29 protein-coding genes are annotated in these 26011 nt (G+C 63.8%); 11 read left to right on the forward strand and 18 right to left on the reverse strand.

The window, feature by feature from the left end; genetic code table 11:
- A complete protein-coding gene (locus tag CH290_RS23470) occupies nt 1-1158 on the reverse strand; it encodes a DUF1444 domain-containing protein (RefSeq protein ID WP_033189410.1) in 1158 nt (385 codons plus the stop codon).
- Between the two features lie 502 nt (nt 1159-1660).
- On the opposite strand from CH290_RS23470, the gene CH290_RS30355 reads away from it, so the two are divergent.
- From CH290_RS30355 to CH290_RS23480, 3 genes are all read left to right on the forward strand, one after another.
- Nucleotides 1661-1834: a hypothetical protein gene (locus tag CH290_RS30355; protein WP_155295540.1), complete on the forward strand. Its 174-nt coding sequence runs from the start codon at nt 1661-1663 to the stop codon at nt 1832-1834.
- 125 nt (nt 1835-1959) lie between these two features.
- Nucleotides 1960-2349 (forward strand): hypothetical protein, encoded by a 390-nt coding sequence (locus CH290_RS23475; RefSeq protein ID WP_033189409.1) that lies wholly within the window; start codon nt 1960-1962, stop codon nt 2347-2349.
- Between the two features lie 511 nt (nt 2350-2860).
- Nucleotides 2861-3409, forward strand: coding sequence for a hypothetical protein (locus CH290_RS23480; protein ID WP_141216153.1), 549 nt, complete (start codon nt 2861-2863; stop codon nt 3407-3409).
- 459 nt (nt 3410-3868) lie between these two features.
- On the opposite strand, the gene CH290_RS23485 is transcribed toward CH290_RS23480, so the two are convergent.
- The 5 genes from CH290_RS23485 to CH290_RS23505 form a co-directional block, all read right to left on the reverse strand.
- Nucleotides 3869-4210, reverse strand: a complete 342-nt coding sequence (locus CH290_RS23485) for a hypothetical protein (RefSeq protein ID WP_141216152.1) — start codon at nt 4208-4210, stop codon at nt 3869-3871.
- 14 nt (nt 4211-4224) lie between these two features.
- Nucleotides 4225-5517: a phage major capsid protein gene (locus CH290_RS23490; RefSeq protein ID WP_033189406.1), complete on the reverse strand. Its 1293-nt coding sequence runs from the start codon at nt 5515-5517 to the stop codon at nt 4225-4227.
- Nucleotides 5518-5531: 14 nt separating this feature from the next.
- Complete coding sequence (locus CH290_RS23495; protein ID WP_141216151.1) at nt 5532-6095, reverse strand: HK97 family phage prohead protease; 564 nt, start codon at nt 6093-6095, stop codon at nt 5532-5534.
- A gap of 404 nt (nt 6096-6499) precedes the next feature.
- On the reverse strand, nt 6500-6742 hold the full coding sequence (locus tag CH290_RS23500; protein ID WP_033189405.1) for a hypothetical protein: 243 nt from the start codon (nt 6740-6742) through the stop codon (nt 6500-6502).
- Between the two features lie 193 nt (nt 6743-6935).
- On the reverse strand, nt 6936-7142 hold the full coding sequence (locus CH290_RS23505; protein ID WP_033189404.1) for a hypothetical protein: 207 nt from the start codon (nt 7140-7142) through the stop codon (nt 6936-6938).
- 148 nt (nt 7143-7290) lie between these two features.
- On the opposite strand from CH290_RS23505, the gene CH290_RS30965 reads away from it, so the two are divergent.
- Complete coding sequence (locus CH290_RS30965) at nt 7291-7419, forward strand: hypothetical protein (protein WP_254924980.1); 129 nt, start codon at nt 7291-7293, stop codon at nt 7417-7419.
- A gap of 141 nt (nt 7420-7560) precedes the next feature.
- On the opposite strand, the gene CH290_RS23510 is transcribed toward CH290_RS30965, so the two are convergent.
- From CH290_RS23510 to CH290_RS23555, 9 genes are all read right to left on the reverse strand, one after another.
- Entirely contained in the window at nt 7561-7935 is a 375-nt protein-coding gene (locus CH290_RS23510) for a hypothetical protein (protein WP_033189403.1), read from the reverse strand.
- Nucleotides 7932-8642, reverse strand: a complete 711-nt coding sequence (locus CH290_RS23515) for a hypothetical protein (RefSeq protein WP_033189402.1) — start codon at nt 8640-8642, stop codon at nt 7932-7934. The genes CH290_RS23510 and CH290_RS23515 overlap by 4 nt, the downstream gene beginning before the upstream one ends.
- Nucleotides 8643-8799: 157 nt before the next feature.
- Nucleotides 8800-9012: a hypothetical protein gene (locus CH290_RS23520; RefSeq protein ID WP_033189401.1), complete on the reverse strand. Its 213-nt coding sequence runs from the start codon at nt 9010-9012 to the stop codon at nt 8800-8802.
- A gap of 496 nt (nt 9013-9508) precedes the next feature.
- Nucleotides 9509-10951, reverse strand: coding sequence for a recombinase family protein (locus CH290_RS23530; protein WP_033189399.1), 1443 nt, complete (start codon nt 10949-10951; stop codon nt 9509-9511).
- Nucleotides 10836-12677, reverse strand: a complete 1842-nt coding sequence (locus tag CH290_RS23535; RefSeq protein ID WP_052083167.1) for an HNH endonuclease signature motif containing protein — start codon at nt 12675-12677, stop codon at nt 10836-10838. The genes CH290_RS23530 and CH290_RS23535 overlap by 116 nt, the downstream gene beginning before the upstream one ends.
- A 47-nt stretch (nt 12678-12724) precedes the next feature.
- Nucleotides 12725-13216, reverse strand: a complete 492-nt coding sequence (locus CH290_RS23540) for an alpha/beta fold hydrolase (RefSeq protein WP_033189398.1) — start codon at nt 13214-13216, stop codon at nt 12725-12727.
- 33 nt (nt 13217-13249) lie between these two features.
- On the reverse strand, nt 13250-15628 hold the full coding sequence (locus CH290_RS23545) for an ATP-binding cassette domain-containing protein (RefSeq protein WP_033189397.1): 2379 nt from the start codon (nt 15626-15628) through the stop codon (nt 13250-13252).
- A gap of 60 nt (nt 15629-15688) precedes the next feature.
- The gene (locus tag CH290_RS23550; RefSeq protein WP_019667013.1) at nt 15689-16102 is read right to left on the reverse strand and encodes a VOC family protein; all 414 of its coding nucleotides are present in this window, start codon (nt 16100-16102) and stop codon (nt 15689-15691) included.
- Nucleotides 16103-16257: 155 nt separating this feature from the next.
- Nucleotides 16258-17946, reverse strand: a complete 1689-nt coding sequence (locus CH290_RS23555; protein ID WP_033189396.1) for a cutinase family protein — start codon at nt 17944-17946, stop codon at nt 16258-16260.
- Between the two features lie 168 nt (nt 17947-18114).
- On the opposite strand from CH290_RS23555, the gene CH290_RS30360 reads away from it, so the two are divergent.
- From CH290_RS30360 to CH290_RS23575, 5 genes are read left to right on the forward strand one after another with little or no spacing between them, the layout of a single operon-like run.
- Complete coding sequence (locus tag CH290_RS30360; protein WP_167336905.1) at nt 18115-18255, forward strand: hypothetical protein; 141 nt, start codon at nt 18115-18117, stop codon at nt 18253-18255.
- Complete coding sequence (locus CH290_RS23560; RefSeq protein WP_019667016.1) at nt 18248-20428, forward strand: heavy metal translocating P-type ATPase; 2181 nt, start codon at nt 18248-18250, stop codon at nt 20426-20428. The genes CH290_RS30360 and CH290_RS23560 overlap by 8 nt, the downstream gene beginning before the upstream one ends.
- Nucleotides 20429-20442: 14 nt before the next feature.
- Nucleotides 20443-20676, forward strand: coding sequence for an RNA-binding S4 domain-containing protein (locus CH290_RS23565; protein ID WP_019667017.1), 234 nt, complete (start codon nt 20443-20445; stop codon nt 20674-20676).
- The gene (locus tag CH290_RS23570; protein ID WP_019667018.1) at nt 20673-21401 is read left to right on the forward strand and encodes a class I SAM-dependent methyltransferase; all 729 of its coding nucleotides are present in this window, start codon (nt 20673-20675) and stop codon (nt 21399-21401) included. The genes CH290_RS23565 and CH290_RS23570 overlap by 4 nt, the downstream gene beginning before the upstream one ends.
- Complete coding sequence (locus tag CH290_RS23575; RefSeq protein WP_033189395.1) at nt 21394-22875, forward strand: FAD-dependent oxidoreductase; 1482 nt, start codon at nt 21394-21396, stop codon at nt 22873-22875. The genes CH290_RS23570 and CH290_RS23575 overlap by 8 nt, the downstream gene beginning before the upstream one ends.
- Before the next feature lie 7 nt (nt 22876-22882).
- Here the strand turns inward: CH290_RS23575 and CH290_RS23580 are convergent, their stop codons facing one another.
- Nucleotides 22883-23344 carry a DUF1990 domain-containing protein gene (locus CH290_RS23580; protein ID WP_080748730.1) on the reverse strand — a complete coding sequence of 154 codons (462 nt, stop codon included), beginning with the start codon at nt 23342-23344 and terminating at the stop codon, nt 22883-22885.
- Between the two features lie 7 nt (nt 23345-23351).
- A complete protein-coding gene (locus CH290_RS23585) occupies nt 23352-24356 on the reverse strand; it encodes a Rieske (2Fe-2S) protein (RefSeq protein WP_019667021.1) in 1005 nt (334 codons plus the stop codon).
- A 118-nt stretch (nt 24357-24474) separates the two neighbouring features.
- Between CH290_RS23585 and CH290_RS23590 the strand changes: the two genes are divergently transcribed.
- Together CH290_RS23590 and CH290_RS23595 are read left to right on the forward strand one after the other, a co-directional pair.
- The gene (locus CH290_RS23590; RefSeq protein WP_033189394.1) at nt 24475-25083 is read left to right on the forward strand and encodes a DJ-1/PfpI family protein; all 609 of its coding nucleotides are present in this window, start codon (nt 24475-24477) and stop codon (nt 25081-25083) included.
- Nucleotides 25080-25544, forward strand: coding sequence for a MarR family winged helix-turn-helix transcriptional regulator (locus tag CH290_RS23595; RefSeq protein ID WP_033189393.1), 465 nt, complete (start codon nt 25080-25082; stop codon nt 25542-25544). Before CH290_RS23590 ends, CH290_RS23595 begins: the two co-directional genes overlap by 4 nt.
- Here the strand turns inward: CH290_RS23595 and CH290_RS23600 are convergent.
- Entirely contained in the window at nt 25520-26002 is a 483-nt protein-coding gene (locus CH290_RS23600; protein WP_329955236.1) for an SRPBCC domain-containing protein, read from the reverse strand. The genes CH290_RS23595 and CH290_RS23600 overlap by 25 nt on opposite strands.
- Nucleotides 26003-26011: the final 9 nt, after the last annotated feature.

Consider the following 26011-nt stretch of genomic DNA (forward strand, 5'->3'; position numbering starts at 1 on the left):
TCACACCAGGATGCTGTGCGCGCGCAGCCGTTCGACGATGTCCGGCGGTGGCCAGGCGGGAACGCGATAGCGAGTCGGGTCCAGGCCTGCCATCGGTTGGACACCACTGATGGACGCCACGTCGGCGAACTGGACGAAGAACGGCTCGACGCCCTCGCGGCAGAACGCCACGAGGTCGGTCTCCGGCAACGTGCAGTCCACCTCGTCGGCCCAGATGGTGACCGTACGGGGACCGAACGGAGTCGACTTGACGGTGACCGTGCCGATCTCGGAGTGCACACGATCCAGCTCGTACTGACGCTGTAGCCAGTCCGACTGTGCTGCATATTCTTTCGAGATGTGCACGCAACGGGCCCGTGCGCTGCCGGGATTGTCCGGCGCCGTGACGTCGAGCGTCACCACAGCACCCGAGTCGTCGACGGTGTACGCCTGCGGAGACAGGAACCGCGACGTGTGCAGATACTGCTCCTCGGCCAGACGGAAATGCTTGGCCAGCAGGTCATCGTCGTCGCTGGGCACGACGTAGAGCGTGTCCACCGTGGGGACGAACGCCACTGGTGCACAACCGAACCGCGACCTGTGCGACTCGAGCCACCCCGAATCCAACAGCCACGACGTGTAGTACTGCCCGCCGCGGTCGACCAACCTTTGAGTGGCGCGGCCCTTCGTGGGGTCGGCATACCGGGTGACGGTGGCCAGATTCGACCGGGCCGCGGCGAACACCGTCGACGGATCCACACCCCATGTCTCGATCGACTCCCACGACACGATCGAGCTGTGGAAGGGCATGTCCACCGCCACGAGCTCGTCGACCAACGGGAACACGCGCCGCGACAACAGCAAACCCGACGGTGCGCCCAACGTGTACGTCGACGGTTTCAACACCGGACGCAGCCTCGGCAGCGCCTCGTGCCAGTCACCGGGCCAGAAGTTCGACGACATCTTCGTCGATACGAAATGCGCGACATGCGACTCCAGCGCCAGATCCGACGCTCCCGCCGTGTCGTGGAACAGGTGATCGAGCGGAAGGACCGACGACTCGTCGTACCTCACCGCGAACGCCGACGAATCCAGCCGAGCCCCAGCTCCACCCTCGACCGTGACACGTTCGATCACCAGACGCGCCAAACGCTGCCTCGGATCCTCGATCTCCCCCATCCCCGGAATGGTAACGCGGCATCGTCGTATTGGGGACACCCATCTGTCTGCGGGGGGATTCGCCCGGGGGCCCGATGGTCGTGGCGCGGCGCTCTCGACGCTCAGGCACGGGTTGTTGCAGGCATGGGTGTGAGCGGCACAGGTGGTGGTTGTGCTGCTCACGGGTGGGTGTTCGATTCGATGGTGCCGGGGGTCCGGGGCTATCCGGTCCGGGTCTCGGGGTCGGGATCGTCTGATGGGTAGAGGTATTCCTGCGGGTGGTGGTAGTGGTTGACACCTAACAAGGTGCGCGCTCTGCCCTGAGCCGGTTGACCTGCAGGAATCAGGAGCGTGTCGGTGGCAGGATGAGCGGCTCGGGCCTGCTAGCGTCGATCCTGTCATTGACTGCTGGCCGTGGGCCGGGTCGCTTTGCGATTCACCCTCGGTCGACGTCGATGCGTTCTGACTGCTGGCTGCGGGCCGGGTCGCTTCCGAGCTTCACTGCTTGCCAGGAGTCCACCCAATGCCTATCCGAAATGTCTGCGTATCCGACCAACACGGGATCTCTTCTACCGTTGCCGCCATGATCTCCGAGCAGCTCTCCGAGCCGGTCCTCTATCCGCTCGTTTTACTGGCGCTCACGCCGTTCTGGGACTACTACGTCACGCGCTGGTTGCGTAGACGCGAGGAGGAGTAGGCGAACAACGACGGTCGTCTTGTAGGCCGTCCCGCATAGGCTGGGCTATGGCCGAACCATCAGGTCGGTTACGAAAGAATCACCACCCCGGAGGGCACACACCTTTGACAACCGAGACTACTACTTTGGATGAGCGCGCTCGGCCGCTCGGCTATACGGTCACGTTCACAGAACCGAGCGGCGCTCATCTCGGCCGCTACCACCTGCAGGCAATCGACGGGCATCACGTCGTCATAATCACGCCTCACGCACACAAGGTCGAGACCGAGATCCGTCTGCTCGAAGAACACGAATCCTGGGAGTTGCGTAGAGAAGCGCACGTGGCCACTCGAGACGGCGGCACCCTAGTTGAGGTGAACGGCGTCTCGACCCCGGTGTACGGCGATTCCGTGGTTCGTAGCGTTGCTGACAGCGGGTCTATCGTGCTCACGCGCTTTGGTGCCGACGAACCCGAGCCGCTGGGAGCATGGACAAAGTCGCCCGTGCGGCCTGAGCCGATTGTCGAAGTCGAGTAGAGACCCCGCGCACGACGAAAGCCCCGACCATGAATGCCGGATTACCAGTCCAGCGGTCGGGGCTTTCTTGTGCTCACTCGCACCATGAGGAACGCTACCGATTCTAGGCGTGCTCGGCGGCGTCCGCTACGGGGGTGAAATTGACCCAAACAGTACGCTTGTACTGCTCACCGAGCAGGGGTAAACTGGGTCCGATTTTGACAAAAATCTCAAATTTCCATTTCGTACAGTGTTTTTCGGCGCTCACAAGCCCCTGACCAGGCATTTTGCAGGGCATTTCTCGTTCAGAGAGAGATATCCGGCTGAGCGCGGGGTCAGCCAAGGGTGTGAATCCCGGTTAACTTAAGCCCCCCCCTACCCTCTCGCCACCTCTCCAGTCCTCCACCACGCCAACAGGACTCGGCCACCTAGCTATCGAACACATAGGTTGCGCGGCGTACTAGCCAGGTGCACACTGGTCGACTGCAGGGACTTACCAACCCTTGCCTCACGCACCAGCGAAGGACACACGATGTACGCAACAGCGCCACTCTCGGCACCGACACTCACACCACCACTGCGCACCGACGACGTTATGACCGTTGGCGAGAACCACAAACAGACAACAACTTTGAGAACAAAGTTTAATGAGAAGAAGACATTGTGGTTGCAACGCAACGGATCACGACGACGACAGGCAGCACTGCTCACGGTCGAGGGCGTGCGGTCGCTGGGCACGTGGGAGCAGGAGGTGGAGGCAGCACACACTGCAGCACTGAGACAGCACAACATCTTTGAGCGTTCACACGCGAACATCGTTGTGCGACAGTCAGTCAAGCGTGCAGTTGGTTGGACAGCAGTAACACTGGCTGCAGCAGGTGCAGTTGCACTGGTGGTGTGTGGCATCGTGGCGATGCTGTCGTCAGGCACTGAGGCAGTGATGGATCGCAAGGGCAGAGCGCGACGGATGCCAGAGTGGGCACAGATGAACGTCGGGCCTACGGCTATGGCTGACGTCGAGAAGTACGCGGGCGAACTCATGACCTCGGCGCTGCACCGGACGGCGGCATTGCGGGCCTGAGATCGACGGAGACGAACGAACTCGGTCGATGGGTAGGTGTGGTGGGCCTCGGCCGCTCGGGAGCCTGTGCGGGATCGTGAGGTGGGTCGATCCTGCACGGCTGCAACCGAACGGCCGGGGTGGTGTGCTCGGTCACGGCAGAACAAGGAGGCAAGTACCGTGGTCGAGCGCCTAGACCCTGCACCGCGCCAAGAGTGGCCCGCGAAAGCCGAAACACGGTGCAGGGGTCTCGAACACAACGGCGGCTCTCGCGAGCGTGGCTTGATTTCCAGCAGCGTGAAAGAGGTGTAAATCGCTGCGCCACTCGGACGTGTCGTGTTCTGTGTTACCGACCTACCAACGCGGGCTGGCGGTTTCGGATACTAGACCCCGGATCACAGCGACCACATCGCGAGCCATACGGACGGCATTCGGTCAAAATGTCGCTACCCACGTGCCGCAGGTGATCCGGGGTAAATCTCAGTCGAATTTTTCGACGTTCTGCAAGTAGATCGAGCTGGTGCGTTCGACTATCGCGCCCCTCGGAATCGTTGTCCCTTGCGCGGTCACGAACGTTTCGAGCGCCCGTGCTGAGTCGATGTGCACCCGGTTCACCGTGGAATGTCGCTCCCACACCAGTCGAGCCGGAGAACCGTCGTCTGGCACTGGGTTACGCAATACCTTGACCAGTTCGTAGTTCCCGGCGAGAACGTCAGGATCGGCGCTCGGTGAGTCGGGAAGGGTGCGCCAGTGGTTGACGTCGATCCCTTCCCGAGTCACCTTCACGTCGGGCACGTCGAACTCGTCGCGGCGAAGAAACATGCCCAGATCCATTGTTACGCCCGGAGTCCGGTGTCGACCTGGAATGCGAGCGGCTGAGCTACTGCGACGTCCCAACGCTGGCTGGCGAGGAAACCGATCTGCCCGGTGTCTGCCCAGCGCTCGGGTAGCACCTTAAGAGTGAACTCGGAGCGCAACCCGATATAGAGCTGGTCGAACTGTCCGGTGATGACAACCGAGGTGTCCGAGGACGTTCCGGTCGTCAGGTTCACCGGTACCCCTGCAGTGACAAACGCGGGCGGCAGGTTGGCCGGAGGAGTGATGTAGTCCCCTTGCGAGTTCTTCAGCAGCGCGAGCTGGGTTGCGGTGCGCGGGCTGGCGATCTGTGCTGTCGGCGTGAAGTTCTGAGCAGCAACGTTTCCGAGCGCCTTGATCAGAAAATCATGCGAGGACAGAGCAGCGCCGTTTGCACCGCCGTTGGCCACCTTGGGCACTCCCGGAGTGTTCACCAGTCCGAGCGGATTGGGAGTGACCCCGTCACCGAACAGAGCAAACCGATCGAGCCCGAGGGCATACTGCGCGGCGAACGCGTCGGAGATCAAAGTGCCTGCAGCGGGGTCGGAGTCCTCGAACAGTTCCTTCGAAATCAGGATCAGACGGTCCATCGTGTGGGCGGTAAGTGTCACGGCATCGAACGAAATATCCTGTGCCACACGCTGTGCACCCTCGGAGTAGAACTGCGGCGACCCTTCACCTGTGAGGCGAGGAATTCGGAGCGTCGAGGAGGTCATTGGCACAATCGTTGCGCCCGCTTGCAGTACGACGGCCTTGGCGCGAGCGAGGTCGATTATGTCGGTGGCAAGAGGTGTCGGAACGATGGCCGTCGAGTTCGTTGTAACGAGAGCGCGCTCGGCCTCGGCACCGTCCCATCGATCGGACGCCAGACCCCGCACGAGTCGGTCGAAGCTGAGAGGCTCAGCCTTGTCGGCGATCTGCCCGTTGTCAGCGGCCCACGTACGGAACGATTCACCCTTGGCGAGTGTGGTTCGGCCCCGGAGAGACGTCGGCGCGCTCTTGCTGCGGGTCGAGTCCTGGTCGGCGTCATAAGTCCCGGCTCCGCCCTCGGTGGCAAGAGATCGGGCCTCGAAACCGTTGGTGACTGCGGCAGCGCGCTTGTCGATAGCGGCGATCCGTTCGCGGGCTTCTTTGTATTCCGACTCCAGAGTGTCGAAGCGTTCGACGTGCTCGGAGTTGAGATCCGCTCCGCGCTGGGAGATCTCGGTCATTTCCTTTTCGCTGTCGGCGATGAACGCGAGCAGCTCTGCCTTGTTGGCTGTCTTCAGATTCATTGTGATCCTTGGTTTTAGTTACCGAGTTTGAGCACGCGCAAGCGGCGCTGCAGTGACTCGGAAGTTGCTGAAATGTCTGTGATAGATCGTGTGCCCGTGATACCGGCGGTTTCGTATGCGGGGAAGTTGCACAAACTCACTTCCATGAGAGCTATCTCGGTGATAGTGCGCCGATCCTGTTTGACCGACCACCGCTCACCGAGCACTCGCATGCCCACACTCAGGCCAGTGATAGCCCCGTCGCGAACGAGTTCGAGCGCCTCATCGGCTGCCTGAGTACGCGAGAGCTTGAACTCCGAATAGAGTCCGTCGGAGCGCTCTTCGAGCAGCACGGCACGCCCCAGCGGCATCGAACGAGAGTCGTGGTGGGCGAGGAGCTTCACCTTGTCACCGCGTTCGGCGATGGTCTTCTTGAATGCGCCGCGTAGCACCTGTTCCTCGAAATGCCCTTCCCATGAGTCGATCCGGGTGAAGGTCGAGAACGGCACAGAGATGCCCGAGATGATCCGTTCCGACGTATCGGATTCACGAATCTCGAGGAGCGTGGACGTGTCGCGAGTGATGAGTTTGTGAGACATGGGAATTCCGTTTCGGAAACGTGGTTTGAACACACGACATCGAATCGGCCCTTGTAGTGCGCGACGGGTGCATTTCCTTCTGCGGCCCGTGCATTTCGCTTGGAGGCGATAGCGTAGCGCTGGCGATTCCCGTTCCGCGTGTGGCGAAGTCGGGGCGACCTGCTATGCACCAGAATACGGTCGAGATGTAACGCACGCTTGTTTTTTCCTAGGCCCCGGACCCTTCATCCGGGGTGTCGATCTTGGTCAGTTTCGGCAGCGTTTGCAGAGGGTCTGTTGCGCCTGCCTGACGCGCCTACTGCAGCTCTCGCACCGCACCACGGGTGTCTTGGGTGGCCTCGGCGTCAGCGGCGTCTCGCGTCGAATTTCCTGTCGCCAGCGGTCTTCGATGTATCTCGCGCCCATCATGCCCCCTTGTTCAGGCTCGGCAGGAGCCAGTCGTCGCCGTCGCGCAACCACCAGATCGGGATCGAAACGAGCGGAGCCGAACCGCACCAGAGGTGGAGATGATCGGAGTCGAACACGGGCACGATCATCGGAAGAATCGACCGGAGCGCGTCGGGCAGTTTCGCGAGCACGTGATCGAGCACAGCGGCAACCTTCAGCGCGATCACCTCCTCGTCGATCAGGGACTCGGGCGCGGTCACGTCGGTAACCCTTGGCCGCATGCGCTGCAATACCTCTCGGGCGCAGTCTTCACACACTCACCCGATCCGCAGATCAAACGACGTCGATTACCGAACTGTTTGAACAGGACAAGCATTCCCTTTTCGATCGGACGCGAGCACACCGCGCACTTGCCGGTGCCATACTTCGCGGGGAAGGGCTTAGGTGCAGTTGTCATCGTGTTTCGATCCCATCATCGGGGTTGTGGTCGAGGTCGTGAGCGATATGGTGCACACGGTTGCCGCCGACCAGACGAACGCGCCTGTTCTGCAACGCCGTTGCAATATCGGTGGTGGTGAATCCGGCGTCGAGCAACGCTGCGATCGTGATACCCGAAATGTGAGTGCGTACGTGCAGCGCAAGACGGTCCTGCTGGTTCATGCTCGTCCCCAATCGGGCGTGAGCCGAAGGTGCATCGTGCTTAATGTGTTGTTGCTCATGTCTTTTCGTCCATTCTTGGTTGTGTGTTGATAACGGTTTCGCGGTACGATCGAGAGGTTCGGAAATTTCGCACAACGGAGGTATGCAAATGTCCGCACCTGTTCTGGAACGCCCACTCGCCCTGCCCGCTCACCAGCGCCCCCTGGTCGAGATTGACGGCCGGTGGTTCATGTCCGCCCGATCCGGCCAGCTCTTCCCGGTGACGTTGGTGAAGTAGGAACTTCTCGACCCCGTGGCCCCAGATTTCAGCTCTTACCGCTGAGTTGAAATCTGGGGCCATTTTCGTGCCTTCAGCCACTCGGGTACCCAGTCGCCGTGTTCGTGCGGCAGCGTGGCGCTGAGCGGGTCGCAATCGGTGTCACCATCCGCTCGCCTCGGCGCTCAGTCGCGTGGTTGCTCGGCGCACCCGCTTCAATTCAGATAGCGCCGGTATTCCACTTCCGGGCTCGATACCGTCGAGAGACAAATACACCAACCCAATTCGGGGAATCGGCAACCTCTCGATATAAACTCTCGAAATTCTGTTTTTCGTTTCTTCTCCGTTTCCGTCGACAGTTGTCGGAAAAAGAACAGTAGTGTCGGGCTGGTTCAATTCTTCGAGGAGTTTCTCGCCTGCCGTTCTGGCGAAGATCCTATGATCCTCGGTCGGGTCGTCCATGAACATCGAAACAACAATCAGCGCCTTTCCGCGAGCATCGACATTCTCGGTCGGCTCTATTTCGAAATCGATCATTGTTCGTCCTCGTTGTCGTCACCCAGCGCCTGCGCCTTTGTCAATCCGTACATTCGGAGATATTTCTCATCCTCGGTTTCGTCGGTGCGCTTTTCTCGCGGCTGAGCGACGGAGGGAGCGAGCGGCGCGCCAGCGCCGGAGTGAGCGACCGTAGGAGCGACTTCCTGTTCCGAACCATGACCCTTCCCAATGACTACGTCAGGTTGGGTCAGGTTAGGTTTACCCGGGGACTCTCCTCGGGACTCAGGGGACTTCTTCGAGGGGACGTCCCCAGGGGACATGGAATCCTTGCGTTTCTTCCGGCACCACCAACTTTCCGGACATTCGTCGTGCTTGCCCCGCTGGTGGCGCTTCTTTATCCTCCACCCTTCTCTTTGATCGGCGCGCTCTTCTGCCGTGGTTTGTGCGGTCCAGTCGATTTGCCATTCATCCTCGGACAATTGGACAGCAAGACCATTGTCGACCAACAAAGAAAGCGCATTTAAGGGCTCGGGATGAGTAGTCGCTTTTCGTAGAGCGTGCAGTGGAACAACGCCGTCCGTTTTAGCGTTGGTCGACCAGACTCGCAATTCCAACAGGCACAGTATGGCGCGTGACCCTTTCTCGGCCATGAGCAACTTGAGCACATTTGCATCGTCGAAGAATTCACCTTCGATAATCGTGCCGTAGCTCATTACGTTCCCGCTTTCTTCTGTTGCCGTCGCCATTTCATATAGTGGTTTTGGCACATTCCGCGTGTCCGAGACTCTTTCTCGCAATCCTTTTGGCTACAGAACGGCTTTCCGTTTTCGGACAGCGCGGGTCGATACTTGAACTCGTTCGGGTGCCGGGTGCCGGTCGTCGCGAGTTGGCCAGCGGCGCGCACTATCGACCTCCGCAGAGTAGCGCCGAGATTCGTTCGCGTTGCTCTGCTGTCAGTGGCGGCGCGCTGGCGACGATTTCCCGAACGCGGTCCTCGATCTTCGAGGTGGCCAGCTCGGTTTCGACCTCGGTGGTGTCGGCCTCGGGGTGGTGACGTCGGAGGGTGCCGAGCTTGCCACCGAGCGACTGGGTGCGGCGCGATACGGATACAGACATGGGGGTGCTCCATAGGGTTTCGAGATTCCTACGGGGCTCCGTGAGAGTTGCGCCGACTCCGCGTGCTCACGTGATCCGTTCTGCTGCCTGCACAGTGCTGGGTGTTGATCTGACGACGGGTCGGTCACCGCCGTGTCTAACTACTGAGGACTATAACCACATAAACCGACAATGGCCGCGTGGTTCTGGGACTGTCGCGTTTAGCACATTTGCTAACGGGTTTCGTGTTCGACGCGGCTGGACCACCTGGTGCGCTTCTCGCACGAGGAGCAGGTGAAGGTCGAGGGGGGCGTGTTACTTGAGGAATTTTCCTCAGACGTAACACCGCGAGTGTCGTTTGACGCAGTTTTCTGGTCCACGCCCTGCATGGAGGCGATCTGCCGGGTGGTGAACCCCAGCTCTTCCGCCTTGCGCGCCATCGCTTTTCGGTCGCTGGGGCTGAGCTTGTTCCTGAAACCCTGTAACACCCCGTAAACTGAGGGCACGTCACCCTCCGTCACCGTTTCCACTCGATCTTGATCCGAGACTCATCGAATGTGTTGCCGCGTTTGGCTATAGGCAGGATAGTGACCGTCATGAGGACGTCGATGATCTTCGAGCGCCGGTCCGGTCCCATGTGCTCCCACGTCGACTCCAGCTCACCCTCGGCCAGCAGCAGCTCGGCTACGGGGTCACGCTGGACCTGAGCGGCAAGCTGGCGGTCGATTCCCTCGATCTGGTCTCTCAGTGGCCGGGAGCCTGTTTTGAGCTGTGAGCCGTCGATATCGCCGTCGGAGAACAGCAGCGCCAGCTCGTCCAGCCTCGCCTGTAGTCCGTCGCGTTGTGCGGTGAGCGCTGGCACGTCCACCTCGCCCTTGTCGAGCAGGTCCACCGCATCCGGTCGCGCCAGTCTCGCGAGCACCACCGAGTCCACGAACGAGTCCACCCGCGCTTGGTTGCGGTTGTTGTGTCCTGTTGTGCGGCAACGATAATGCGCCACCGAGCCACGATAGGCTATCTCCATCTTCGGACGCATGCCGTGCTCGTCTGGATCGCACCGACCACACCGATACACCGAGGTGCCCTGCCAGACTCGGGGTTTCGTCCTCGGTTGCCTACGGTTGTCCAGGAATGCAGTCAGCGCGTCGTGAACGTCGTCGTCCAGAATGCGGAGCCATTGTCCTTCGATGCCCGGCAGCACCTTGCCCTGGTAGACCACACGCCGCGCATAGAGAGGGTGCCTGAGTTGAGCGGAGACGCGCCGGGATGTCCACTCGGAGGTGCTGCCCTTACCGCGCTCGATCTTCTCGCCAGCGGAGGTTTTGACGGTAAGTCCAGTGGTGCGCAACCCTCCCCGGTTCCACCTGCGCGCTATCTCTCCGGTCGAGACGCCACCGAGTATGTCGTGCGCTGCGGCCCTAATTGCCTGCGCCTCTTGTGGTTCGAGTTCTTGTCCGCCTGGTTTGTAGCCGAACACCCGGCGTCGGATACGCCAGACTCCCGACTCGGCGGATTGTCGGTGCGCGGCTCTCATGCGCTCGGTGGCATGTTCGATCTCATGCTCGGCTACTGCACCGAGGATACGTGCGTTCATGCGCCCCGAGGAGGTCACCAGGTCCAGGTCTCCCGAGGTCACTGTCTGGATCGGTACCTTCAGCTCGTCTACGATCCGCACCAGGTCGGGAGCGCGGCGATAGAGCCGGTCCGCATGCCAGACGAGCACCCCGTCGATCACTCCGGCAGCGACGTCGGCCAGCAAGCGCTCGAACGCGGGCCTGAGCTTTCCGGACGCGGCCGAAATATCGTTGTCGGTGTAGACGCCTGCCACGGTCCACCCGAGCCGTTCAGCGAGCGCCCTGCAGTCGTCCTCTTGACGCTGGACACCGAGACTCTTGCCGGTCGGGTCGGAGGAGATGCGCACGTAGACAGCGGCGCGCTGCGGGGCATTCTGGCTGGTCATTGGGGGAGTCTAGCGTGCGCATGAGGTTATGGTTTAAGTGGTTGACGAGCCCGTTGCGTCGGGGGTCGACGGATTCTGGTGGATGCCAGGCGGTGCGGCCGGGTTGGGGATGATCGGGTCCGGTGGTGGTGGTCGCCCACTGATTCGGTCCGTCGCCGACGAGGGGGTGGTGGCAGTCGCACCCGAAGGTCAGGTCGTCGATGTCGGTGTTGCCGCCATCGGCCCATTCGTCGATGTGGTGGACCTGGCTCCAGGTGGCGGGGCGCGTGCAATTGGGGAAACTGCAGCCGCGGTCGCGTGCGATGAGGACGATGCGTTGATCGGCCGAGGCGAGCCGTTTCCCGCGCCCGAGGTAGAGGGCGCGTCCGTCGTCGTCGAAGACAGCGAGGTAATGGTGGGCGTGGGCGGCCATGCGGATGGCATCGCGAATCGAGACCAGCGATCCGGTGCCGGTGACGGCATGCCCGGACGCGGTGGCCAGATCGGAGGCGGACATCGAAACCACCGCGGTGACCGGTAGTCCGCGATGGGTTCCGAGGGTGCCGGCTGCGAGGGTCTGACGGAACACCGCTTTGACGGCATCGTGGTTGCGTTGGCCCTGGGTGCGTAGGTCCCGGCCGGCGCGTGCCTCCAACTCCGCGCCAGCAGCAGTCTCCTCGGGACCGAACAGCGTCAGTGGACCCGGCGACCCCGTAGAAGCAGTACCCGACCCAGCAGAAGCCGTACCCGACCCGGCAGCAGCAGTACCCGCCCCAGGATCACCTGATCCCGCCGTACCGAAACTCATGGCGTCGCAATCCTGCTCGTCCGCGCCGTCACCGTCCGGGTTCGGTTCGTTCCGACCATCACCGTCGGCGCTGTCGGCGCTGTCGGTGCTGTCGGGGGTGGTGCCGGGGTAGGCGGTGCTCAGGTCGGTGTCGTGGACGGGTTTGGGTTCGTCGGGGTTCAGCACTCCCTTGCGGGCGAGTTTGGCGAGAACCGGCTCCAGATAGGCACGGAACTCAGCGTCGATGACACCGGCCATCTTCGAGGTCCCGTCGACCTCCTGCGGCCCGAGCCGAACAAAGCATTTCCTCGCGATGTCCTTCTTGTCCCGCAGTTCCCCATCCGGATCCAACAACGCCGTCAACCGGTGCGCCGCGACCGTCAACTGCTCCGGCGAGACCTGTTTCGCCAAGTCCACCAACAAGATCTCCGACTGCACCAACGACTCGTGATCGATCCCGGCGGGCAGGGTGTCCAAGAACTTCTCGATCACCCGCACGTGCGCAGCATCGAGATGACCCTCGCACTGCGCTCGCGCAGTCACCGGCAACAACGCATCGAGCTGCTCCCCGGTCAACGACCGCCGCCGCGCCAATTTCCCCGCGATCTTGATGCGTCTACCCGCGACTGCGGAATCGATCCGCAACAAACACGCCAACCGCGACGGATTCGACCGCTCCGGCAGCACCGCCAACCCGTCACCGTCCACCAACTCCGTCAACCATGTGTGCGACGTCCCGTACATCGCCCGCGACACCGACTCCATCCGCACCAACACCGCACGCCGATCCGCATCACCGACAACCCGACCATCCAACGACGCCTCCGCAACCGCACCCCACGCGGACTCCATCTCCTCCACCGCAGCACGCAACGCAGGGTCCTCGATCGGCAACACACCACGCGCAGTGTCGACCCGAAGGTCCCCGGCTACATCGTCGACGCTCTCCCCCAAAAGCATGACTCCACCATAACCCGAAAACCGCCGATGTCGAACATATGTTCGAACTACATCGTCTGCCAATTCGCTCCGTGGAACTGGTGACCGCCCGACGGGTGCTCCACGATGCGAGCGGACGGCAACAACGCCGCGTTCGACGCCAGGTGCTCGAACGGGACCACCTCGTCGTCGCGGCAATGATGAAGCGCCAGAGAGGTAGTGGGCTCGGGTCCGTCGAACGCGTATTCGGGAACGTCCCACCCGCCGACCCCCCAATCCGGCATGGCCAGAAGGGTGGCCGGCTCATGGAAGCCCCACTGCCGCTCCGCGAGGACGCGTAGTAATACGGACGCACCGAACGAGTGCGCCACGAGGATGTCGGACGGGTCCAGCGATTCCAATCGAGCTCGCAGTGGACGCGCCCATGCTTCGAAAGACATGTCCTCGTCGGAGAACTCGGGCATGTCCACGTCGACACTCGACGCCCCCGCAAGGGCGTCGGCCATCGATCTGTCCTCCAGGAAACCACCGGCGCCGTGTACGAACAACAGTGTCGTCATGCGCTCGATTCTGCCCCGAAACCGGGCGTGCCGTCAGCTCCCCACGTAGGCAGCCAGGTGCTGACCGGTGAGCGTCGAACCGTCGGCGACGAGATCAGCAGGCGTTCCCTCGAACACGACGCGGCCGCCGTCGTGGCCTGCACCGGGGCCGAGGTCGATGATCCAGTCGGCGTGGGCCATCACGGCCTGGTGATGTTCGATGACGATGACGGATTTACCGGACTCGACCAGGCGATCGAGCAGTCCGAGCAATTGCTCGACGTCGGCGAGGTGTAGTCCTGTTGTCGGCTCGTCGAGGACGTAGATTCCGCCCTTGTCGGCCATGTGGACGGCCAGCTTGAGGCGTTGGCGTTCACCGCCGGACAGGGTCGTCAGGGGCTGGCCGAGCTTGATGTAGCCCAGGCCGACGTCGGCGAGCCGGACCAGAATCTTGTGAGCAGCAAGCAGTTTCACCTCGTTGCCGAAGAAGTCCTCGGCCTGCGCCACGGACATGGCGAGCACTTCGCTGATGTTCTTACCGCCGAGGTGATATTCGAGCACCGAAGCTTGGAACCGCTTTCCTTCGCACTCCTCGCACATCGTGGCGACGCCCGCCATCATCGCGAGATCCGAGTAGATGACGCCGTTGCCGTTGCAGACCTGGCACGCACCCTCCGAATTGGCCGAGAACAGAGCAGGTTTGACGCCGTTCTCCTTCGCGAACGCTTTGCGGATCGGCTCGAGCAGGCCGGTGTACGTCGCAGGATTGCTGCGACGGGACCCGCGGATGGCACCTTGGTCGACCGCGACGACGTCGTCGAGTTCGCCGAGCGAGCCGTGTATCAGTGAACTCTTGCCGGAGCCGGCTACGCCGGTCACGACGACCAGGATGCCCAGGGGCACGTCGACGTCGACGCTCTGCAAATTGTGCGAGTCCGCACCGCGGATCTCGATGACCTCGGAGTACTCGCGTACCGAATCCTTGACCGCCGCACGGTCGTCGAAGTGGTGGCCGGTGACGGTGTCGCTCGTGCGGAGGTCGTCGACGGACCCCTCGAAGCAGATCTGACCGCCGTTGGTCCCGGCGCCGGGGCCGATGTCGACGATGTGGTCCGCGATGACGATGGTTTCCGGCTTGTGCTCGACGACCAGAACCGTGTTCCCCTTGTCTCGCAACTGCAGAAGGAGTTGGTTCATGTTCTCGATGTCGTGGGGGTGTAGGCCTGTCGTCGGTTCGTCGAACACGTAGGTGACGTCGGTGAGCGACGATCCGAGATGGCGAATCATCTTGGTGCGCTGGGCCTCGCCGCCGGACAGGGTTCCGGCGGGCCGTTCCAGGGACAGGTAGCCCAGCCCGATCTGCACGAACGACTCCAACGTTTCCCGCAGAGATTCGAGTAGCGGCGCCACCGACGGCTCCTTCAGACTGCTGACCCAGGCGGCGAGGTCGCTGATCTGCATGGAACAGGCGTCGGCGATGGAGATTCCCTTGATCTTCGAGGAGCGAGCGCCCTCGTTGAGGCGGGTGCCGTCGCATTCGGGACACGTCTGGAATGTCACGGCGCGTTCGACGAAGGCACGAATGTGCGGCTGCATCGCGTCGACGTCCTTGGACAGCATGGATTTCTGCATTTGCGGGACCAGCCCGAGGTAGGTGATGTTGATGCCCTCGACCTTGATCTTCGTCGGCTCGCGGTACAGAAGGTCGTTCAGTTCCTTCTTGTTGTACTGGGCAATCGGCTTGTCCGGGTCGAAGTATCCACTGCCACGAAAGATCCGGCCGTACCAGCCGTCCATGCTGTAGCCGGGGATGGTGATGGCGGACTCGTTGAGAGACTTGCTGTCGTCGTACAGAGCGGTCAGGTCGATGTCGCTGACCGATCCGCGCCCCTCGCAGCGCAGGCACATGCCGCCGGTGATCGAGAAGGTCCGTTTCTCGGTGGTCTGACGCCCGCCCTTCTCGACCTTCACCGCGCCCGCCCCGGACGCCGATGCGACGTTGAACGAAAATGCCTGAGCCGAACCGATGTAGGGCTTTCCGACGCGGCTGAACAGGATTCGCAGCATCGCATTCGCATCGGTGGCGGTGCCGACGGTCGAGTGCGGATTGGCACCCATTCGCTGCTGGTCGACGATGATGGCCGTGGTCAACCCGTCGAGCAGGTCCACGTCCGGCCGCGCGAGCGACGGCATGAACCCCTGCACGAACGCGCTGTACGTCTCGTTGATCATGCGCTGGGATTCCGCGGCGATCGTGGAGAACACCAACGACGACTTGCCGGACCCCGAAACGCCGGTGAACACCGTCAACCGGCGCTTGGGGATCTCGACGCTGATGTCACGGAGGTTGTTCACCCTCGCGCCCTGCACACGGATCAGATCGTGGCTGTCGGCCTTGTGGACCTCGGTCGTCGAACTGGCGCGTCGGGCCATCAGGACATCTCCGTTTCTCGGGGGGACTGGCATCCAATCATGCGAATTCAAGCATGTTCGTCAGCTGCGGGCCTGTTGGATACGCAGCAGATTCCCTGCAGGGTCGCGGACGGCGCAATCGCGAAGACCGTACGGCTGATCGATGGGCTCCTGCACGATGTCGGCGCCCCCGGCCTGCAACGCGTCGAACGTGGCATCCAGGTCGGGCGTCGCCAACTGCAGGCCCGCGTACGTGCCCTTCGCCATCATCTCCAGGATGGTTTTCTTCTCGTCGTCGGTGATACCGGGATCGACCGCAGGTGGCGTCAGGACAATCGCCGTGTCCGGCTGTCCGACAGGCCCGACGGTGAGCCAGCGCATGCCGTCGTACCCGACATCCAGGCGCACCTCGAAACCGAGGAGATCGCGATAGAACCCCAGCGCCGCATCGGCATCGTCATGGGGAAGGAACGAGGAATGAATGGTGATGTTCATGTGGAAAGACGCTAGTAGGCCTCGGCGTCGGACACTTCTCGATTCCTGATCGGTCCGGACCTTTCCGGACAGTTCCCTTGGAAGACCGAAAGCGCCGTTCGGTCAGTCAGACTGACCGAACGGCGCTTTCGCTCCGAATGGGAAAGGGAGTACGACTACCCAGCCGGTACGACGGTGGTCGTGGGGACGGCTGTGGTGGTCGGGGCTGCTGAGGTGGCAGCGGGTGGGGTGGTGACGACCGAGCCGTCGACGACTGCGCCTGCGGCGTCGGGAGCGGGTACGAGAGGTACTGCGGTCAGGTTCGGATCGACGGGAGCGGCCGGGTCGACGATCGGGGCGGGAACGCCAACCTCCGGGACCACAGGTGCGACGTAGGGGGCGACGACGGGAGCAGCTGTGGAGGTGCTCGTCGGCGCGGTCGTGGTGGGGGTCGCGGTGGCGGACAGAACGGTCAGGCGGGCCTGCTCCTGAACTTCCTTGGACTTGATGGGCTTGCCGGCCTGGGCGTCCTTGGCGAGCTGGGTCAGCCATGCGGCTGCGTATTCGGCCGAGGTCAGCGGCTTGCCGTTGGCGTTGTCGGCGTCACGCCAGTAGTCGAAGTGGTGTCCCGAGCCCGGTCCGAGGGTCTGACCGTACGGATCGTTCATCGCCACGGGGATGGTGTCGGTGTTGGATCCGATGAAGCCGATGATTTCCTTGGCGATCTTCGACGGCAGGTAGGCGAGGTTGACTGCGCTCTCGGCGGGCAGCGGTTCGCCGTTCTCGTCCGTTTCGGGCTTCGCGGCGACCTTGGTGGTCGGGTCGGCCGGCTTGTAGCCGGGCTCGGAGACCTTGATGAGCACGTCGAGGAATGTCTCGTCGCCGGCGAGCCAGTTGTCCTGGCTGGTGATGTCGGCGAAGGCGGCGACGGCGATCTTGCCGAGGACCATGGCGAGGTCGGCGCCGGTGGCGGGGGTCAGGGTGTTGTCGCGCTGGATGGCATCGACGTCGAGTTGGCGTCCGACGTTGGCGGCCAGGTGCAGCAGCGAGGTGTTCTTGGGCATCGCGCACGTCAGGTCGCCCTGCGAGCAGAACGAGGCGACGCGGCCCTCGAGTACACCGAAGCTGCCCTGCGTGGACGGTAGAGCGCCGGCGCCGGCGGGGCCGGAGCCGTTCTGGTACTTGGTGTCGAAGCCGTCGGGGTTGGTGCCCGACGCGGAACCGGGGAATGCGGTCTCGCCGTCCTTGCGGCCTGCATCGGCGAGAATGACGACACCGACCACGTTGCCCGGGTCGACAATGCCGAACTTGCCGTTGGTGTCGGCCTGCTGGTTGCCGATCTCCATCGCTGCGCGACGCGTGACGTCGGCGCCTTCGCTGTAGCCGACGATGGCGAAGCGGGTCTTGGGGCACGACGCGGCGATGGCGTTCATGACCGTCTTGGTGTTCGCGACGCCGGTCTCGACCGAGGATTCGTAGGTGGCCATGTTGGCCGGGTACTCGATGTAGACGGCTGCGTAGGAGCCGTCCTTCACCTGGCCGTTGGGAGCGCCGACCATCTGGTCGATCCAGTCGCTCTCGAAGTCACCGGCGAGCGCTGCGGGCAGTCGCGTTCCGGTGGGGGTTTCGAGCATCTTGGTCTTGCCGGCCTCGGGCGAGTCGCCTCGGCCACCGACGGCGATGCTGACCATGTCGTAGCAGGTGGCGGTCGATGCGAGCTCGACATCGGCGTCCGACGACGTCAGCTTGTCGGTGGTGAGGACGGCGGCACCGACGGCCAGGGCGCCCAGAGATACGAACGCAACGGCGCTGGTGACGAGCCGTCGACGATTCGCAGGTCTGCGATTCGAAACGCGTAGAGACATGGCTTCCCAATCAGTTGTTCCCCGAACCGATTACACCGCCGCTGCACTACGCGGTGGCTACACGGAAGTCGCCGCGGAGGTACCCCGCGTTACACCGTGACCGGATCGAGACCTCCCGATACCCTAGGGGGGTATGGTAGAACGGGTGAGACGAAAGAGGTGCTTCGCGTGAACACGACGATCAAACTGGCAGGCTTCGTACTCGGAATCACACTGGTGTTCTTTGCCGCATTCCTGATCGGCGGAGCGGTCGGCCCTGTCGGTGAGGCACCTACGAGTCACGAACACGCGCAGGTGGACCATGAGTGAGACGGAGTTGATTCTGGGCGGCATGACGTGCGCGTCGTGCGCCAACAGAATCGAGCGAAAACTCAACAAGCTCGACGGCGTGACCGCGACGGTGAACTACGCGACCGAGAAAGCGCGTGTTCGGTCCGACGGCGTGCCCGTCGAGGATCTGATCGGCGCTGTCGAGGCCGCGGGGTACACCGCGACACTCCCCGCTGCCGACCCGGACTCCACGCCCGAGACGGATCCGCTGAAGCAGCGTCTGATCGTCTCGGCGGTTCTGTCGGTGCCGGTGATCGCGATGGCGATGATTCCGGCTCTGCAGTTCACCAACTGGCAATGGTTGTCGCTGACGCTGGCGGCACCGGTCGTCGTGTGGGGTGCCTATCCCTTCCACAAGTCCGCGTGGACGAACCTGCGGCACGGCACATCGACCATGGACACCCTCGTGTCCATGGGAACGCTGGCTGCGCTGGGATGGTCGCTGTACGCACTGTTCTTCGGCGCCGCGGGCGTTCCCGGCATGAAGCACCCGTTCGAGCTCACCATCGACCGGATGGACGGCTCGGCCAACATCTATCTCGAGGTCGCAGCAGGCGTCACCACGTTCATTCTGGCCGGCCGGTACTTCGAGTCTCGGTCCAAGCGCCGGGCAGGTGCAGCGTTGCGCGCCCTGCTCGATCTCGGTGCCAAGGACGTGACGGTGCTGCGCGACGGCGTCGAGAAGCAGTTTCCCATCGACGATCTCGCGGTGGGCGACACGTTCGTGGTCCGGCCGGGCGAGAAGATCGCGACGGACGGAACCGTCGAATCCGGATCCTCCGCCGTCGACGCATCGATGGTGACCGGTGAGTCGGTTCCGGTGGAGGTGTCGCCGGGCGACACGGTCGTCGGTGCGACGGTGAACGTCGGCGGCCGGTTGGTCGTGACGGCCACCCGCGTCGGCTCGGACACCCAGCTGGCCCAGATGGCCAAGCTCGTCGAAGACGCGCAGACCGGGAAAGCGCAGGCGCAGAAGCTCGCCGACCGGATCTCGGGAATCTTCGTTCCGATCGTCATCGCGATCGCCGCCGGCACACTCGGATTCTGGCTCGGCACCGGCGGATCCGTCGCCGCGGCCTTCACGGCTACCGTCGCCGTTCTGATCATCGCGTGCCCGTGCGCGCTCGGCCTCGCGACGCCGACGGCACTGATGGTCGGGACCGGCCGCGCCGCACAGCTGGGCATCTTGATCAAGGGACCGGAAATCCTGGAGTCCACCAAACGCATCGACACCGTCGTACTCGACAAGACCGGCACCGTCACCACCGGCCAGATGTCCTTGCTCTCGGTGACTCCCGAGAACGACGAGCTGCTTCTCGTGGCCGGGGCTCTGGAAGCAGGCTCGGAGCATCCCATCGGCAAAGCCATCGCCGACGCCGCCCGCCGCAGCGGCTCGGTGCCGGACGTCGAGAACTTCGCGGCCGTGCCCGGCCTCGGCGTGACGGGAATCGTCGACGGTCGGGCCGTGGTTCTGGGGCGTGCCTCGTTGCTGGCGGAGTGGTCCATGACCCTTCCCGCGGACCTTGCCGCGGCCTTCGCCGACGCCGAACGCGACGGCCGCACCGCTGTCGCGGTCGGGTGGGACGGACAGGCGCGCGGAGTGCTCGTCGTCGCCGACTCGGTGAAGCCCACGTCGAAGCAGGCGGTCGCGGAACTGCGTGAACTCGGACTGACCCCGGTGATGCTGACCGGTGACAACGAGGCGGCCGCGAGGAAGATCGCGGCCGACGTCGGGATCGAGGAAGTCTTCGCCGGAGTGCTCCCGCAGGGAAAGGTCGACGTCGTCGCGCAGCTGCAGTCCGAGGGCCGGGTCGTGGCGATGGTCGGTGACGGCATCAACGACGCCGCCGCGTTGGCCACCGCCGACCTGGGGCTGTCCTTGGGTACCGGCACCGACGTCGCCATCGAGGCAAGCGACCTGACGCTGGTGCGCGGGGACCTCCGAGCCGTCGGCGACGCCATCAGGTTGTCGCGAAAGACTCTCGCGACGATCAAGGGCAACCTGTTCTGGGCGTTCGCGTACAACGTCGCGGCCATTCCGCTGGCGGCTGCGGGCCTGCTCAACCCCATGCTTGCGGGTGCGGCAATGGCCTTCTCTTCGGTGTTCGTGGTGACCAACAGTCTGCGATTGCGGCGCTTCGCTCCCGCATGAGTCAAGATGGGGGCATGGCTGATGCAGTGGACGTACCGATCAGAGACGAGTCGATTCGGCTCGGGCAATTCCTGAAGCTCGCGAACCTGATCGAATCCGGCGCCGAAGCGAAGAGCTTCATCGCCGACGGGGTGGTCAGCGTCAACGGTGAGGTGGATCTTCGTCGCGGCCGGCAGCTGCATCAGGGCGACATCGTCTCGATCGAGGGAGGCCCGTCTGCTCGGGTCGTCAACGGTGGTGGCTGGTGAGCGTAGGCCGACGGGGTCTGCCCCGTGACCAGGTACCCAGCGCGTTCGATCAGGACGCGAAATCGTACGACCGGCTCGTCGGAGCCAACCCCGGTTACCACGCGCATCTCGCGAAGTCGGCCGAGCGGCTGCGGCTTCCCGGGCTCGGCGCCGGTCTGCGTCTGCTCGACATAGGCTGCGGCACTGGTGCTTCCACAGCTGCGCTGCTGAAGGCCGCGCCTCATGCGGAGATCATCGCGGCCGATGCGTCGTCGGAGATGCTCGAGGTGGCGCGGAGCAAGCAGTGGCCATCGAACGTCACATTTGTTCACTCGCGGGTCGAGGACCTTGCCTCCCACGGCGTCGAAGGGCCCTTCGACGGGATTCTGGCGGCGTATCTGGTTCGGAACGTGGGTGATCCGGACGCCGTTCTCGGGTCGTTGCTGTCCCTGCTGAAGCCAGGATCGTCCATTGCGTTCCACGAGTACTCGGTCAAGGAGTCGCTGCGCGCGAAGATCGTCTGGACGCTGGTCTGCTGGGCCATCATCATCCCGCTCGGGTACGCCGCGACCCGCGACTTCACGCTCTACCGCCACCTGTGGCGCAGTGTCACCAGTTTCGACGGTGTCTCGGAATTCGCTCGACGCATGCAGCACGCAGGGTTCACCTCGCTCGACACCGAAACGATGACGGGGTGGCAGAACGGCATCGTGCACACCTTCCTGGGGGCGCGGCCACGTGATTGACAAGAAGAGCGTTCTGCATCCAGCGGCGCCGGGGTACGCGTCGGCGTCGTCATTGGCGTCGGTTCCGCGCGTCGCGGTAGTCGGCGGCGGTATCGCCGGACTGTCGGCGGCAGCTGCTCTGGCGGAACGTGGTGTGTCCGTGGAGGTCTTCGAGAAGGAGAACTTCCTCGGCGGCCGCGTCGGCGGATGGTCCACCACGTTGGACGACGGTTCGACGGCCACCATGAGCAGAGGCTTCCACGCGTTCTTCCGGCAGTACTACAACCTCCGCAATGTGTTGAAGCGCACCGATCCGGGTCTGCAGCGCCTGCATGCCGTCGAGGACTACCCGCTGATCGACGCGGACGGCCGAATCGACGGATTCAAAGGCCTGCCGTCGACGCCGGGGCTGAACGCCGTCGCCTTCGTCGGGAAGAGTCCGACGTTCCGGTGGCGGGACCTCAAGGCGCTGAACGGTATTGCCGCGCTGCCGCTCATGACCGTGAGCGTTCCCGGGACGTACGAGCAGCTCGACGAGGTCCCGGCAGCAGAATTCCTGCGACGCATCAACTTCCCCGAGGCTGCACGGCACCTGGCCTTCGGAGTGTTCTCGCGGAGCTTCTTCGCCGATCCCGAGGAGATGTCGGCCGCCGAGCTGGCGATGATGTTCCACCTGTACTTCCTCGGCTCGTCCGAGGGGCTCGTGTTCGACGTGCCTACCGGCCCGTACCCGCAGACTCTGTGGGAACCGTTGGGCGAGTACCTGCGTGGGCTCGGAGTCGGTTTCCGGATGGGCACGTCGGTGTCGTCGATCGAACGCGGATTCTCCGTCGACGGCGAGAAGTTCGACGGTGTCGTCCTGGCTGCCGACATCAAGGGGCTGCAGAGTCTCGTCGGCTCACTCGGCACCGACGAATGGCGCGAGGATGTCGCAGCGTTGCAGAACACTCCGCCCTTCCTCGTACACCGAGTCTGGCTCGACAAGCCGGTCGACGCAGACCGTCCACCGTTCATCGGCACCGGTGGAATGCCGCCCATCGACAACATCAGCGTCCTCGAACGATTCGAGGACGAAGCAGCGGAGTGGGCCTCCCGCACCGGCGGATCCGTCGTCGAGTTGCACGCCTACGCAGCAACCGAATCCGAAGACGTCACGCGCGAACAGTTGATGGCGCGGATGCGCGAGATCTATCCGGAAACCCGGGATGCCACCGTGATCGCGGCTCGGTCGGAATGGCGCAACGACTGTCCGTTGTTCGGCCTGGGTGATTTCGCCCGGAGGCCGACGGTGCGTACGCCCGAACCTGGACTCGTGCTGGCCGGTGACGGAATCCGCATCGACCTGCCGGTCGCCCTCATGGAACGCGCCGCAACCACCGGTCTGCACGCCGCCAACACCCTGCTGCAGAGCTGGGGCCTCGCCGGGCACGACATCTGGACCGTCCCGACCCGCGGGCGATACCGAGTTTTCGACAAAATCGCGCGCGTCGTCTGAGCGACGCTCAACGGCGAAGCGCCGCGACGTAGCGATCGGTGATCCGCTGCTGCGCCCAACGACCCACCGGACCGGCCAGCCGCGCGTACCAGGTCCCGGGCCGGGAGAAGGCTGTGATCACGACGTAGACATCGCCGGCGTCGAACTCGACCAGGAAAGACTCTTCGCCGCATTCGGGGTGGCCGCCCAAGGTTCCGTAGGCGAAGCCGATGCGGTCGGGCTCGTCCACAACGTAGACGACCTCACACCTGAACCCCGTGACCATCGACACCGTCGACCCGACTTCCACCCGACCACGAGACGGCTGCACCCGAGGCAACGATTGCCGGTGCATCTCCCAGGTCATCAGCGTGTCAGCTGCAGCGTCGAAGGCGGTGCGTCCCGAGCCGATCAGTTCACGTCGACGGACGTGGTGATAGCCGTCGGGCAAGATCCCGGAACGCGTGGCGCCGACCTCGTCGTAGTTCAGTCTTTCGTCAGAGCCCCTTCGACCGGAGCATGTAGCGACGCTCTGCGTAATCGAGGTCGTCTTTCCACAGCCTGGCGGCTGTCCAGCCCATCGGCGGACGCAACAACGGCGCCACGCGTCGGGCAATCCGGAAGCCCTTGCGGTCGGAACTGGCGACGGTGGCTTCGATGACGGCGGTGCGGGGCTTGCCGTCGGGGCCGGGGCCAATCGGGGTCGCGTGGGTTTCGACGACGCTGCCGGCGCCCTCGCCGTCGACGATGCGCATGACGATGGTGCGTGGGCCCGGGCAGACGAATTCGGCTGTCACCGGGACGCCGACGCCGCGGCTGACGCGGAAGGTGACGTCGACGAGGAAGCGGTCGTCCTCGTCGGGGACGTCGATGTCGGTGGGGGCGTCGAGTACGCGGAGCCGGGCGAACGAGTACGGGTGGAACCACGCACCGTGCCACGGGTCGAGTCGGTTGGCGACGACGTCGTCGGGCTCGCAGATGCCGGTCAGGGTGATCACGGCGTCGACGCTCGTGGCGGCGGGCGGCCGGACGGGTACGAGGGGCGCATCCGTGGGTTCTTCACCGCCGAGGTCGTCGAGGCGAACCCAGACGAGGATGCCGTCGTCGAAGGCAGGGAAGGGGCGCCAGCCGGGGCGTCCTTTCGGTCCGAGTGGCATGCCGTGCCAGAGGCAGATGAGGGTGTCGCACTCGATCTTCGCCTTGTCGAGCGGCGCACCGAGGTGCGGGCAGGATCCGGGTGCGATGTGGATGCCGCGGTTCTCGTCGCGCCAGGCCACCAGCTCCATTCCGCCGACTGTCCTGCCGAAAGGTTCCTTGGTCCCGACATCGCGGCTCGCGGCGAAGACGAACCAGTTACCCGACGGCCGGGTCTTGGCTCGCTTCAACGCCGATTCGATGACTTGGGGATTGGCACCCTTCCACGTGGGCTCTTGTTTTGCCCATGATTCGGAGGGAAGCGGCTGCAGCGGGAGGCTCTTGGGCCAGCGAGCGCGAACGACCATGACTCCAGTATGCCCGTGTGTAGTTGCGTCTACCTGGAGACGGCGTCCCGCGGGCGCCGTTGACAGTGTCCTGTCATGGCCGTAGATTGACAGGACACTGTCAATCACGGAGGTAGTCATGCCGAAGAACATCGTTCTCTACGCGACCGACACGATGGCGGACTGGGAGTATTCGTATCTCGTCGCCGGCATTGCCATGGCCAACGAGCAGGGCGACGAGCGCTACCGCCTGCGGGTCCTGTCCGACGGTGGCGGACAGGTCACCAGCCTCGGCGGAATCAGGATCCTGCCCGACGGCGACCTCGCGGATCTCGACGCGGCGGATGTCGCGGCGTTGATTCTTCCCGGCGGTGCCACGTGGGGTGAAGGACACGACAAGGTTCTGGGCCTGGCCGTGGACTTGCTGGACCGCGGCGTCACCGTCGGCGGCATCTGCGGTGCGACGCTGGGGCTCGCACGGTTCGGCGTGTTGAACTCCCGGCCGCACACGAGCAATGCTCCGGAATTCCTCACGGCAGCACAGCAGTACACCGGCACCGATCGGTACCGCGACGAGCGCACCGTCGCCGACGGCACTCTGATCACTGCTCCGGGAACGGCGCCGCTCGAGTTCGCCAAGGCTGTGTTCGAAGCGTTGGAACTGTTCCCGCAGAGCATCATCGACGCCTGGTACGGGCTCTACACGACCGGCGAGAAGAGGTACTACGAGCAGTTGGCCGGGGCATGACCAGAACTCCCGCCGGTGATGCGTTGACGTCCATCGTGCTTCCCGCCTTCGAGCTGAACGGTGAATTCCTCGCTGCTGCACAGGACATCGCAGCACCCGCAGGTCTGACGCCTGCCTGGTGGCAGGTATTGGGCGCGACCCTCGACGAACCTCTCGCCGTAGCCGAGATCGCCCGTCGCGTCGGCCTGGGGTTGGCACGCCAGAGTGTGCAACGCACCGCGGACATCCTCGTCGACAAGGGATGGGCGGAATACGTCGACAATCCCCGGCATCGACGGGCGAAGCTGCTGCAGCCGACCGAGCGCGGGCGCGAGACGGTGGCCACGTTGCGAGACGATCAGCATGCCTGGGCGGACGCCGTCGGCGAGGAGGTCGGCGCCGACGAGATCGCACGCGTCGCCGACGGCATCGCCAGGATCATCGCTGCCTCGCGGCGCTACCGGGGAGTGAGCGACTCGTAGTACCCCTTCTGGGCGGGGTAGTACTCCTCGAATGTCGGTAGCTCGGCGCCTGTCCGTGATGCGATCAGCAGGTCGAGGTAGTACTCCCAGCCGGGCCCGATCTCACCGACTCCGTCGGTGCTCTCGCGATGGTGAATCAGGGTGACGGTGGTGATCGGACCATCCCCGGTCAGCACGAGTTCGAGCGTCCATCCGTCGGTGGTGGAGACCGCAAGTCGCCGCGGTGGCTCGCAGGCGTCGATGTTCATCTCCATCCACGGCTCGCCGCCTTCGAACACCATCTGGACGCGGATTCGATTGTCCGCGAGCCGCTCCCACGGTCCGAACCACAGGGCCGTCCGATCGGAAACGGTGGCGCTGCTCCACACGTCGTCGCGGCTGGACGTGATCTCGCGGATGATCTCCACGTCGACGCCCGATGCGGTGGCGCGGAGGAGGCCGGTGGGGGTGGGATTCATGGCGCCCAT

Origin of the sequence: Rhodococcus sp. 06-156-4, from assembly GCF_002259345.1 — a bacterium.
Taxonomy (GTDB): domain Bacteria; phylum Actinomycetota; class Actinomycetes; order Mycobacteriales; family Mycobacteriaceae; genus Rhodococcoides; species Rhodococcoides fascians_E.

Excerpts from the sequence above, each read along its gene's own strand:
- CH290_RS23470 (WP_033189410.1), bottom strand. The coding sequence starts at position 1,158 with ATGGGGGAGATCGAGGATCCGAGGCAGCGTTTGGCGCGTCTGGTGATC.
- CH290_RS30355 (WP_155295540.1), top strand. The coding sequence starts at position 1,661 with ATGCCTATCCGAAATGTCTGCGTATCCGACCAACACGGGATCTCTTCT.
- CH290_RS23480 (WP_141216153.1), top strand. The coding sequence starts at position 2,861 with ATGTACGCAACAGCGCCACTCTCGGCACCGACACTCACACCACCACTG.
- CH290_RS23485 (WP_141216152.1), bottom strand. The coding sequence starts at position 4,210 with ATGTTTCTTCGCCGCGACGAGTTCGACGTGCCCGACGTGAAGGTGACT.
- CH290_RS23490 (WP_033189406.1), bottom strand. The coding sequence starts at position 5,517 with ATGAATCTGAAGACAGCCAACAAGGCAGAGCTGCTCGCGTTCATCGCC.
- CH290_RS23495 (WP_141216151.1), bottom strand. The coding sequence starts at position 6,095 with ATGTCTCACAAACTCATCACTCGCGACACGTCCACGCTCCTCGAGATT.
- CH290_RS23505 (WP_033189404.1), bottom strand. The coding sequence starts at position 7,142 with ATGAACCAGCAGGACCGTCTTGCGCTGCACGTACGCACTCACATTTCG.
- CH290_RS30965 (WP_254924980.1), top strand. The coding sequence starts at position 7,291 with ATGTCCGCACCTGTTCTGGAACGCCCACTCGCCCTGCCCGCTCACCAG.
- CH290_RS23510 (WP_033189403.1), bottom strand. The coding sequence starts at position 7,935 with ATGATCGATTTCGAAATAGAGCCGACCGAGAATGTCGATGCTCGCGGA.
- CH290_RS23515 (WP_033189402.1), bottom strand. The coding sequence starts at position 8,642 with ATGGCGACGGCAACAGAAGAAAGCGGGAACGTAATGAGCTACGGCACG.
- CH290_RS23520 (WP_033189401.1), bottom strand. The coding sequence starts at position 9,012 with ATGTCTGTATCCGTATCGCGCCGCACCCAGTCGCTCGGTGGCAAGCTC.
- CH290_RS23530 (WP_033189399.1), bottom strand. The coding sequence starts at position 10,951 with ATGACCAGCCAGAATGCCCCGCAGCGCGCCGCTGTCTACGTGCGCATC.
- CH290_RS23535 (WP_052083167.1), bottom strand. The coding sequence starts at position 12,677 with ATGCTTTTGGGGGAGAGCGTCGACGATGTAGCCGGGGACCTTCGGGTC.
- CH290_RS23540 (WP_033189398.1), bottom strand. The coding sequence starts at position 13,216 with ATGACGACACTGTTGTTCGTACACGGCGCCGGTGGTTTCCTGGAGGAC.
- CH290_RS23545 (WP_033189397.1), bottom strand. The coding sequence starts at position 15,628 with ATGGCCCGACGCGCCAGTTCGACGACCGAGGTCCACAAGGCCGACAGC.
- CH290_RS23550 (WP_019667013.1), bottom strand. The coding sequence starts at position 16,102 with ATGAACATCACCATTCATTCCTCGTTCCTTCCCCATGACGATGCCGAT.
- CH290_RS23555 (WP_033189396.1), bottom strand. The coding sequence starts at position 17,946 with ATGTCTCTACGCGTTTCGAATCGCAGACCTGCGAATCGTCGACGGCTC.
- CH290_RS23560 (WP_019667016.1), top strand. The coding sequence starts at position 18,248 with ATGAGTGAGACGGAGTTGATTCTGGGCGGCATGACGTGCGCGTCGTGC.
- CH290_RS23565 (WP_019667017.1), top strand. The coding sequence starts at position 20,443 with ATGGCTGATGCAGTGGACGTACCGATCAGAGACGAGTCGATTCGGCTC.
- CH290_RS23585 (WP_019667021.1), bottom strand. The coding sequence starts at position 24,356 with ATGGTCGTTCGCGCTCGCTGGCCCAAGAGCCTCCCGCTGCAGCCGCTT.
- CH290_RS23590 (WP_033189394.1), top strand. The coding sequence starts at position 24,475 with ATGCCGAAGAACATCGTTCTCTACGCGACCGACACGATGGCGGACTGG.
- CH290_RS23595 (WP_033189393.1), top strand. The coding sequence starts at position 25,080 with ATGACCAGAACTCCCGCCGGTGATGCGTTGACGTCCATCGTGCTTCCC.
- CH290_RS23600 (WP_329955236.1), bottom strand. The coding sequence starts at position 26,002 with ATGAATCCCACCCCCACCGGCCTCCTCCGCGCCACCGCATCGGGCGTC.